The following is a 10,491-nucleotide window of genomic DNA, read 5'->3' on the forward strand; positions in this document are numbered from 1 at the left end:
CCTGGGCCTCGCCACCCCCACCGCGCTCCTGGTCGGCACCGGGCGCGCGCGCAGCTGGGGATCCTGATCAAAGGCCCCGAGGTCCTCGAGTCCACCCGGAGCGTCGACACCATCGTGCTCGACAAGACAGGAACAGTGACCACGGGCAGGATGACCCTCGTCGAGGCAGTCGCCGCTGCCGGGACGAGCCGCAAGGACGTGCTGCGCATCGCCGGCGCCCTCGAAGACGCATCCGAGCATCCCATCGCGCAGGCGATCGCCACCGGCGCCACCGAAGCGCTCGAGACGCTCCTCCCCGATGTGAAGGACTTCCGCAACATAGAGGGCAAGGGCGTCACCGGCGTCGTCGATGGCCACAATGTGATTGTGGGCCGCCAGAGCCTGCTGGACGAATGGGCGGTCGCACCTGATCCCGTGCTCGACGAGGTGAAGCGAACCGCTGAATCACGCGGCCAGACGGCGGTCCTGGCTGCGTGGGACGGAGCAATCCGGGGCGTGCTTGTGGTTGCCGACCGGGTCAAGCCCACAAGCGCCGAAGCCGTGCGGCAGTTCCGGAGCTTGGCCTCACCCCCATCCTCCTCACCGGAGACAACGAGGTCGTGGCGAAACACATCGCCGCCGAGGTCGGAATCGACCAAGTCATCGCCGAAGTACTGCCAAGCGAGAAGTCCGCTGTCATCGCACGCCTTCAGGGCGAGGGACGCACAGTGGCAATGGTGGGGGACGGTGTCAACGACGCCGCCGCGCTGGCGCAGGCAGACCTCGGACTGGCCATGGGGACCGGCACCGATGCAGCGATCGAAGCGTCCGACCTCACCCTCGTCCGCGGCGACCTGCGCAGTGCCGCCGACGCAATCCGCCTCTCCCGGCGCACGCTCGGCACAATCAAGGGCAACCTCTTCTGGGCCTTCGCCTACAACGTTGCCGTGATCCCGCTGGCCGCCCTTGGCCTGCTCAACCCCATGCTCGCCGGTGCGGCAATGGCGTTCTCAAGCGTCTTCGTAGTCGGCAACAGCCTCCGCCTGCGCTCCTTCCAAAGCCAGGCGTTGGACCAGCAGTCGCCCGCCCCAGACCGGACCCCTCGTCCGGCCGAAGCGGTAAGCGCCTGATCTTTGCGAACCCAACGAAAGGAATACCCCATGTGCGAGGCACACAACCACGACGCCGCCCCGGTCCAGGAGCACTCCCACTCCGAGCCCGCCGACGAAGGCCACTGCCACTCCCACAGCGTGGATGTGGCAGATGAGAGCACAGCCGAGTGCCCGGTGATGCGCGGCAACTACGTGGACAAGGCCGGCGCCGAGGCCACGGGCCTCATCCGTGACTACGACGGCACTCGCTACTACCTCTGCTGTGCCGCCTGCGGCCCGCTCTTCGACGCGGACCCCGAGAAGTACCTCGTCGCACTATAGGCAACCCAAGCCGTAGCCACCCCCGCCCCGGGCACACATCACGGGGGAGTGCCGATAATCCGGCACTCCCCCGTGACCCCTTGTTACGCATCCCTGTGTTTGCCGTACTGAGGCGGTTCAACCCCCGGACGACGGACTCAGATCAGCCAGCAGGGGGCGCAGGGGTGAACAGGCAAAATTGAAGACTCCAGAGCGGATGCAACCCGCAGAGGGAAGGAGCCAAGGATGAACGGACACGACCACATCCACGCAGATGCGAGCCAGGACCGGGATGGCGAATACGCCGCTTTCTGGGCTCCGTACAGCACGGCGCTGGCTCAAGCCTCGAAAATCTGGAGCAGACCGCCCACCGGCCACGGCCCCCCAGCTCAGCGACACGGACCTCAGCCGCTTCCCTGAACCCATCCTCGTGGGAGACGGACGCCGAGCATTCCATACGGAATGGCCAACTAAATTGAGACAGCTCCCACCCCATCCGTCTCAATTTATCTGGCCATTTCCCACGACAAGGTGGCCAACTTAATTGAGAACGGACACCGCCCATTGCCATCCGCTACCGCGTCACTTATAGTCCCGAATACGGCTGTGACCTGCGGAAACACCGTGCGAATTGGCGGCCGGGGACACCCGCGAGGTCATCGCGCCGCCTTCAAGAGCTGGGGCGCATCAGGCTGGAATCGCCTTCCGATCCGCGGATTTGCGCGGGATCTGCACTAATTGCATGATTCTTGCATCCGATGCAATGTATCAGGAGGGTTCGTGGCGGTCGATTCAGCGGGACGGGTGCTCGACTTCGGCGCTGTGCGTTTCCTTCACCCGGAGGACCACGTGTTCACCCAGATGCTTACCGGCTGGCGCAACCAGCAGTTGAGCCGGAACCTGGCGTTTGGCACCATCGAGGGCCGGGAACGGCTGGTGACGCGGTTCCAGGAGTCCACGAACGAGTACCCGTGGCAGTGGACGCCTGCCCACGTGGATGAGTTCTATGGGGATCTGCGGAGCGTAAAGGACGCCGCCCAGTCCACCATCCGTACCCAGGCAGCGCTCCGGGCGTTCTGCCCGTATGTGGCGTCTCCCGACTATGGCTGACCGAGTCTGCGAACAGTACTTTGGGACGCACTCTACCCAGGTCTGTTTGGATTGGAACACCGCGGTGGTATCACCCTGGACTACCACTGCTCCGGTTGCGGCACGGAAACCGAGCACTACCGCCAGAACACCTGCGCCCGCTGCGCTCTCCGGAACGAACCTCACGGCGCTGTTGCGCGTCGACGAGTCCCAGGGTCCGGTCGCCACGGCAGCGAAACTGCTCGCAGCGCTCTGCGGAGCCCAGCGCCCCGAAAGCATCCATACCTAGCTCCGCAAACCCGGCGTACGCGAGCTGCTCGAACGACTCACCACAGGAGACATCCCCCTCAGTCACTGAGCGCTACATAAAGAACCCAACAGCTACGCGTGGATCAACTGCGCAGTCTGCTTACCCATCACAAGCTACTCCCTGGGCGGACCACTACCTCGCTCTCTTTGAACGGTGGCTACCCAGCAAGCTCGACGACATTGATGACCCTGATGTTCGGCACACCCTATCGAGTCCTTCGCCTGCTGGCACCACCTGCGACGTATCAGGAGCCTCTCCACAAACGGGAAACCCACCGGCGACCCCGTACACAGCGCGAAGCAAGAAATCACCGAAACCATCAAATTCCTCACCTGGCTCAGACTCTCCCACGGATGGACCGCGCCTCCTGCGTTCAGGCGGACGTCGACGCATAGCTGGCCGACACCCACACCACCAGGCACTCCATGAGGACCCTTCTTCGTCTGGGCGGTCGAGAACCGGAGCTGCCCAGCATCACCTCGGCTTCCGGCAGGCAAGACGGTGCCATGCTCACCGTGGGGTCCAGCGACATCCCATGCTCAAAGCCTGCCTCACGGACAATGTCGACTCTCTGTCCTACCGCGTCGCGGGATGTAGGCCTGAAGGAAGTACGCTTACCCGGCGGCGACCTCGAGAAGGATCTCCAACGCCAGGCTCTCGAGCCTGCCTCTGAGCGTGGCCATGGGAGCCGGTCAGAAGCAGGGCCGGCCCCCGTGGCACTCGTCTTTGCTCGGGTCTCCCTGACTAGGCGGCGGGGCGCGGCAGGCCGAAGAGGACGGGGAGATCGGCGATGTCGGTGATCCGTTCGTAGCCGAGCCAGGGCTCGTCGTGCTCGAAGCCCCGGTCCACGTACACCTTGTTCTTGATCCCCATGACGGCTGCAGACCGCAGGTCATACATCGGGCTCGCGGAGACGTGCACGATCTCCTCCGGGCTCACCCCGAGCTTGTCGAACATGTACTCGAACGCACCCAGCCGCGGCTTGTAGAGGCCCATCTGCTCGGCAGTGATGACCACCTCAAAGGGGGCCTGAAGGTTCCCCGCAAGGCGCTCGGCCTGTGCGGTGTCGCTGTTGGTAATGATGACCAGCGGCACCGCCTCCGCCAGACGGTTCAGCGCCTCGGTGACACCCGGGTACGGGCCCCAGGTGGGGACAAGCTCGTAGACTGCCTGTGCGTCGGCCTCGCGGTACTCGAGGCCCAGGCGACGTGAGGCGCGGACCATGGAATTGGCGATGATCTGGTGGAACGGCTTGTACTCGCCCATGCACTCATCGATCCGGTACGCCTTGGTGGCCTGCAGGTAGGCATCGGCAAGCTCGGCCGGCAGCCGATCGCCCAGGACCTGACGGGTTGCGTCCGCGATAGCGAACTTGATCAGCGTCCCGTTCATGTCGAACGTGACGAACTTGGGCTTGGTCTCGAATGTCATTTGCTTTCTCCTGTTGAGAGGTTGGGTGGGTGCCGATTGTCGACGGGTTAATGGAAGGGTGACGGTACTAAAGTGAGACTTAGTGCAGGTCTTGGAAGGTGCGGCCCATTGATTCGAGCAGGCGGTCTGCGTCGTTCATGGAGAACGGAAGCGGGGGGCGGAGCTTGAGGACGTTGCCTTGGGCTCCACAGGCTGAAATCAGGATCCGTTCCTCGCGGAGCCTGTTCACGATGTGGGCTGCGGTTTCGCCGTCGGGAGCCAGGGTGGATCGGTCGGTGACGAGGTCGACGCCGATGAACAGGCCGCTGCCGCGGACCTCGGCGACCTGCTCCAGGCCGTGGCCGAGCTCCCGCATTCCTGTTTGGATCCTCTCGCCGACCTTGAGGGCGTTCTCCATAAGGGACTCCTCACGGATGACGTCCAGGACCGCCTGGGCGGCCGCGATCGCGACGGTGTTGCCACCGAAGGTGTTGAAGTAGCGGATGTTCTTCCCGAACTCGACCAGCAGCTCGGGCTTGAACACTGCCGCGGAGATCGGGATGCCGTTGCCCATGGGCTTGCCCATGGTGACGATATCCGGGACGATGCCGTGACGCTGGAAGCCCCACCATTGCTCGCCCGTGCGGCCGAAGCCGGGCTGGACCTCGTCCGCGACGTACAGGCCGCCGGCGGCGTGGACTTCTTCGATGATCGGGCGAAGGAAGCCCGCCGGGCCGGCAAAAATGCCGTCTGAGGAGAAGATGCTGTCGGCGATGAAGGCAGCCACACCGACGCCGTGGCGCTGCAGGTCGGCGATCGCGGCACGCACCTGATCGCGCAGGCGGTCTTCCAGGGAGCCCTGGCCCGCGTAGCGGAGGGCGTCCGGGGCGTCGATGACCCGAACATTCGCACCAAGGGGTACGCCGACGCCCAGCGACGGCGAGAACGCCGCTACCTCAGTGGTCAGGCCATGATAGGCGCCGGAGGTGACGATGATGCCCTGGTTGCCGGTGAAGTACTTGGCTACGCGCATGGCAAGGTCATTGGCCTCGGACCCGGTGCAGGTGTACATCACGTGCCCGAGCTCGTCGGGGAACGTCGAGAGGAGCTGCTCCGAGTAGTCGAGGATGGACTCCTGGACGTAGCGGGTGTTCGTGTTCAGCTTCTGCATCTGCTCGTGGACGGCCGCCACGACGCGTGGGTGGGCGTGGCCGACGCTGGGGACGTTGTTGTAGACGTCCAGGTATTCGTTGCCCTCGCTGTCGAAGAGCTTGGTGCCCTGGCCGCGGACCACTTCCACAGGGGTGTTGTAGAAGAGCCGGTAGCCGGGTCCGAGGCTCTGGTCGCGGCGCCGGATGTTCTTCTGGATGTGTTCGGGGAGCTCACCGAGACGGTCGGGATCGAAGCCGTTGACCATGGCTTTGGATGGCTTGGGGACAGAGGCGGTAGTGCTCAAGGTTTTCTCCTGCGGCTTGCTTGTCGGTGTCAGGGTGTGAGGTGCAGCTTGGGGGCTGGGGCTGCGGCCGTGGAGGCGAGGCGGTCCCAGTCCGGCTGCGAGTGGGAGAGGAGGTAGTCGCGCCTCTCGGGCAACTGGGTTGCCCGCCACTGTGTTATCAATGCCCGCAGCAGAAGGCGGGCCGGCGCCGTAGCGGTCAGCGCTTCGAGCTCGTGAACGGGCAGCGGGCGGATGTTCCGGTAGCCCTCCATGACCTGAAGCGCGTGCTCCCAAGGTTTTTTTGGGTCTGCTCCCAGGATGTTGGCCATGGTGACGCTGATCTCGAAGATCACGGGGGTGCGCACCGCGTCCCCGAAGTCGATGACTCCGGTCACGTAGTCTGGACTGTTCGGGTTGACCAGGATGTTGAACGGGCTGAAGTCTCCGTGGATCACTTGGGAGGTGAGGGTGTCAAGGAGAGGGACGACGCCTCCGTCGAACCGGTCGAAGATGTCCTCGGCCAAGGCTCTTCTTCTCTTGTCGTCGACGTAGTCAAGGAGCGGCCGCATCCGGTGGAAGTGCTTGAGGTCCCATAGGAGCATGCGGTCGGCGTGGGGATGGTCGAAGTCCTGCAGCGCTTGGTCCAGTCGGGCAAGGCTTGTTCCCACCAGCCGAAGCTGCGCCTCCGACGGCGCGTCCTTGGCCAGCAGTTGCCCGGGCATGAAACGCATGACCCGAAGCACCCGGTCAAATGGCCCTCGAGGGGTGGGAACGCGGACTTCAGGTGCCCCGCCGAGACTCCTGACCACGCGCTGAACGGGAAGATCAGGGGCACTCCGTTCTAGGTGCTCCATACACGCTGTCTGGAACTGGACGATCATCGGATCCTCATCCGATGGGGACAGCTTCACGAGGTAGGCAGCGTCTCCGTTCTGCAGGCGGAAGGTCTCGTCCTTCTCGGTGGGGATCCGGACGAGCCTCCCCCTCAGCCCGTAGAACTGCTCTAGGAGTCGCAAGACAGCCGAGTCGGCAAGCTGAGACTGCTCCGCAAGCAGTCCGCTTTCGGAGGCGACTCTGTCGATGAAGGCCGCGGCGCTGCTGGTGTCCCGGCCCCTCTGGGCATCTCCGAGGACGCCGTTGGCGTGGGCCGTGTCAGTAGCAGGTGTGGCGGGGTCGAAGGAGGGCCTCATGTCACGCTCTCAATGATCGAAGGGATAGGTCAGGTGACGGGCCGAAGGCGCCCGAGCGGGAAGGCCGTGCTCAGGACGCCTTCTGCCCCGGAACCTGACTTAGAGACCTAGGTGCTTGTTGATCTCGTCCAGGGATTTGACAGTTCTGTAGTCGTAGCCGCCGGTAATGGGGTCATAGCCACGGTCCAGCACCCAGAGGTTCCGGAAGCCCATGTCGTGCATCGGATGCATGTCGTAGCGCGTGTGTGAGGCGATGTGCAGGAAGTCCTCGGGCTTGGCGTTCAGGGTATCGAGCATGTATTCGAAGGCCTGGTAGCGCGGCTTGTAGGCCTGCGCCTGCTCAGCGGTCAACACGGCGTGGAAGTCTGCACCAAGCTTGGGGATGCTGATCTCCAGGAAGCTGTCGTCTGCGTTGGACAGGGCTACCAGCTTGTAGTTGTCGCCCATGAGCTTCAGCGGAGCGGGCACGTCATCGTGGGCACCAAAGCTGCGTACAGCGTCAGCGAACTCTGCGCCTGCACCAGGGGTCGGTCCAATGCCAAAAAACTTGCAGACACGGTCAAAGGAATTCTGGAGGATCTGCTCGTAGGGCTTGTAGTCGCCAAGGACCTCGTCGAACCGGTACCCGCGGAACACCTTTTTGAAGGCAGGCCACTGCTCTTCAGGCAGGCGGCCATCCAGCAGCCGACGGGTAGTGGCATCAGTGTCCCAGTTGATCAGGGTGCCGTAGATGTCAAAGGAGATGTACTTCGGCCGGAAGTTGGTGGTGGGCATGAGTCGTCCATTCAAGAGGGGTCGGAGAGGGCAGGTGGCTCGTCGCTCGCGAGCCTCCAGCCATCCGGCCAACGATTTTTATGCACCTTGAATCTACACCGGATCGAGTCGAATCGTCAACAATTTTTCTGTTGACAATTGTGCAATACTTGGGGTTTCATTCATGGTGAATGCTGAACGAGATCCAGCTCACGGTCCTATGCGTGAGCCTCCCCTCAGCGGTTCACGCCCCCTAGGAGCAGTCGAAACGGAGCCATCATGAAGACCAGAAGCACGATTCACCTTGTGGCAGCCGGGATTGCCGCCCTGCTGGCCATGACCGGCTGCGGCGGCGCGGCGCCGGGCAGCCAGACGACGGAAGTCCCCAAGACGCAGAACACGCGAGACATTTCCGAGGGCGTCCAGCCTGACCCAGCAGCCGTGGCACTGCTGCCGAAGTCCTACAAGGACGAGGGCGAACTGGTCGTCGCCATGGACCTGAGCTCCCCACCGATGACGTTTCTCGCGCAGGACAACGTGACTCCCATCGGATTGAACCCGGACCTCGCCCGCCTCGTGGCCAAGAAGCTGGGACTGAAGCTGAAGTTCGAGAACACGGCCTTCGACACCATCATCCCCGGCATCGACGGCGGCCGCTACGACTTCACTGCCACCACCATGTCCGCCACCGAAGAACGACTGAAAGTGCTTGACATGATCGACTACCTCAAGGGCGGATCGGCCATCGCCGTAGCCGCCGGAAACCCGCTCCATCTGACCAACGACACGCTGTGCGGAAAGAACATTGCCGTCACGAAGGGCTCCACGCAACAGCTGAAGCACCTGCCCAACGTCTCGCAGTGGACCTGCACTTCCCAGGGCAAGGCGGCCATCAACGCCGTCACCCTGCCCAACGTCCAGGACGCCCTGACCCAGCTGGCCTCCAAGCGCATCGACGGCGTCTTCTACGACGCCAGCGCTCTGGCCTGGGCCCAGGTTCAGCAGCCCAACGCCTTCACTGTCCTGCAGCCGAGGGTCGACACCCGCACTGACACCAATGTCGCCGTCGGGCTGAAGAAGGGATCACCGCTGACGCCGGCACTGCACAAGGCCATCCAGTCCGTTCTCGAAAGCCCCGAATACAAGAAATCGCTGGACTACTGGGACCTTGGAGAATCAGCCATCACCGACGCCAGAATCCGCTAGCCAGCCCTGTCGGACGGGCGGCGCCCACGGAATGGACGGGGCGATGGCCGGTCCGCGACTCATTTAAGGTTGGGCTATGAATGGCAACCCTGCCGCACGCGGCTACAACAAGGCCACGGTGCTCGATGCTGTCCTTTCTGAGGCGCCATTGACGCGTACCAGGCTGATCCAATTGACTCGCCTGAGCCAAGCGACCGTCTCCCGGAAGGTCGAGGAGCTCCGTCTCGAGGGGCTCGTTGTCGAGCGGGGATTCGACGAGGTTGCCGGCCGCGGCCGGCCTTCCACATATCTGGACGTGCCGCGCACAGCAGGGCACATTGTCGGCATCAGCTTGGGGGCGCAAACCACATGCGTCTTGGCAATGGACCTGAGAGGCCGCGAGATCACGCAGGCCATTGTCCCAACCATTGAAGGCGGCGACATGGAAACCACTGCCGAGTGGCTGGCGGACTTGGTCGCGGAGACCACTGAGCCGGCTCAGGGGCCACTGCGCCAGGTCGTGGCCGCGATGCCCAGCCGCCTCCGGAACGGCTCTACAGGTCCCGGGAGACCGGAATCAAGGAAGGTCTTCCTGGGACAGCCTTTCCAGAACGCTCTCGAAGATCGAGTCAAGGCGCCGGTTCTGCTGGACAGCGACGCCAACGCATCCCTTCGGGGGATCCTGAAGGATGACGCGCACATCGGGAACGCCGCCTTGTTCATCCTCAGTTCGGTGCTGAACTTCGCGAGCTGTATCCAGCATGAGATTGCAACGGGCGCACGCCGGCCTTCGGAGACTTGGCGTCCTCTTCTCAGGCGTCGGCAACGAGACCCTCGACGGGCTCCTGAGCGGCCAGGGCCTCCTCAGATTCGCTCAAAGCCAAGGACTGGCACTGGAACGCATCGATGCCCTCTGGTCCGAGCCGCAGGCCGCGCCCCGCGCGGAAGTCGTCGAGGCGTTCACAACGGCGATCGTCACGGCCGTCAGCGCTGTTGCGGTGACCTTGGACCCTGAGTCCGTTTACTTTGTGGGGCGCTTGAGCCCGCTTGTCGAGGAAGTCCTCCCCGAGGCGCGCAGGCGGCTGTCGCTAAGCCTTCCCAGTGCGCCCGAGATCAGGGTCGTGCCGCAGGAGCTCGGACTATCTGTGGCCCGAGGAACGGCCTACGCCGGACTGGCGCAGGCTCAAGCCCAGCTCCGGGAATCCATCCTCCAGCCCGAAGACGCGAACTAGCGTGTGTTCCCCTGTCGGGTTTTCCTCTGCCAGCTCAGACGATTGACGATCCCGCGTGGAGGACCGCGTCGCCGGCGTTGTACCCGGCTACGCCGGTCACTTCGCCGTCGACGCTCAAGAACTCGACCAGCGCGGCATCGGGATGCGGCGGTTCGATCGGCCAGGCGGCCTCTCGCTCCGAACCGTCAGGGCACCGCAAGCCGCGCATGGCAATAGTCGATCCGAACGCGCGAAGGTTGAAACCGGTCCTCGGCCGATAGGGACCCGGATCCTCTGCACCGAGGAGGTCGTGCAGGATTGTCCTCGCGGCATGCCGGCCCTGGGCGACGGCCGCATTCCAGTGGTCCGTCCTGAGCTTCTCGGTGCCCGAGGCGATGTAAGCTGCGCTTCCGACCGCATACCATCCCTCTTGCCGGGTGCGGAGGCGGTTGTCTACCCGAATCCCGTCGGGTGCACCCGCCCACCCGGTTGCAGGAGCCGCCCCGAGGGCGAGGAT

General features: G+C 63.9%; 9 protein-coding genes and 2 pseudogenes. 6 read left to right on the forward strand and 5 right to left on the reverse strand.

Going from position 1 to position 10,491, the window contains the following annotated elements; translation table 11 throughout:
* The 4 genes and pseudogenes from AHiyo1_RS27345 to AHiyo1_RS27350 all read left to right on the forward strand — a co-directional run.
* Positions 1-1,109: pseudogene (locus AHiyo1_RS27345) on the forward strand (heavy metal translocating P-type ATPase); the annotation flags it as partial.
* Positions 1,110-1,139: 30 nt separating this feature from the next.
* Complete coding sequence (locus AHiyo1_RS19710) at positions 1,140-1,412, forward strand: YHS domain-containing protein (protein WP_084784630.1); 273 nt, start codon at positions 1,140-1,142, stop codon at positions 1,410-1,412.
* 759 nt (positions 1,413-2,171) lie between these two features.
* A complete protein-coding gene (locus AHiyo1_RS19715) occupies positions 2,172-2,501 on the forward strand; it encodes a hypothetical protein (protein ID WP_253257485.1) in 330 nt (109 codons plus the stop codon).
* A 64-nt stretch (positions 2,502-2,565) separates the two neighbouring features.
* Entirely contained in the window at positions 2,566-2,769 is a 204-nt protein-coding gene (locus AHiyo1_RS27350) for a hypothetical protein (protein WP_253257486.1), read from the forward strand.
* Between the two features lie 765 nt (positions 2,770-3,534).
* Here AHiyo1_RS27350 and AHiyo1_RS19725 read toward each other — a convergent pair.
* From AHiyo1_RS19725 to AHiyo1_RS19740, 4 genes are all read right to left on the reverse strand, one after another.
* Positions 3,535-4,221, reverse strand: coding sequence for a haloacid dehalogenase type II (locus AHiyo1_RS19725; RefSeq protein WP_059389697.1), 687 nt, complete (start codon positions 4,219-4,221; stop codon positions 3,535-3,537).
* A gap of 79 nt (positions 4,222-4,300) precedes the next feature.
* Entirely contained in the window at positions 4,301-5,656 is a 1,356-nt protein-coding gene (locus AHiyo1_RS19730; RefSeq protein ID WP_253257487.1) for an aspartate aminotransferase family protein, read from the reverse strand.
* Between the two features lie 29 nt (positions 5,657-5,685).
* Positions 5,686-6,825: a phosphotransferase gene (locus AHiyo1_RS19735; protein ID WP_059389698.1), complete on the reverse strand. Its 1,140-nt coding sequence runs from the start codon at positions 6,823-6,825 to the stop codon at positions 5,686-5,688.
* Between the two features lie 99 nt (positions 6,826-6,924).
* On the reverse strand, positions 6,925-7,599 hold the full coding sequence (locus AHiyo1_RS19740; RefSeq protein ID WP_059389699.1) for a haloacid dehalogenase type II: 675 nt from the start codon (positions 7,597-7,599) through the stop codon (positions 6,925-6,927).
* A gap of 258 nt (positions 7,600-7,857) precedes the next feature.
* Here AHiyo1_RS19740 and AHiyo1_RS19745 point away from each other — a divergent pair, with 258 nt between their 5' ends.
* Both AHiyo1_RS19745 and AHiyo1_RS25740 read left to right on the forward strand, forming a co-directional pair.
* Positions 7,858-8,784: an ABC transporter substrate-binding protein gene (locus AHiyo1_RS19745; RefSeq protein WP_059389700.1), complete on the forward strand. Its 927-nt coding sequence runs from the start codon at positions 7,858-7,860 to the stop codon at positions 8,782-8,784.
* Between the two features lie 740 nt (positions 8,785-9,524).
* Positions 9,525-9,995, forward strand: a complete 471-nt coding sequence (locus AHiyo1_RS25740; RefSeq protein WP_216363264.1) for a hypothetical protein — start codon at positions 9,525-9,527, stop codon at positions 9,993-9,995.
* Between the two features lie 34 nt (positions 9,996-10,029).
* Here the strand turns inward: AHiyo1_RS25740 and AHiyo1_RS24995 are convergent.
* Positions 10,030-10,491, reverse strand: a pseudogene (locus AHiyo1_RS24995) (hypothetical protein); the annotation flags it as partial.

Origin of the sequence: Arthrobacter sp. Hiyo1 (assembly GCF_001263615.2) — a bacterium.
GTDB lineage: Bacteria > Actinomycetota > Actinomycetes > Actinomycetales > Micrococcaceae > Arthrobacter.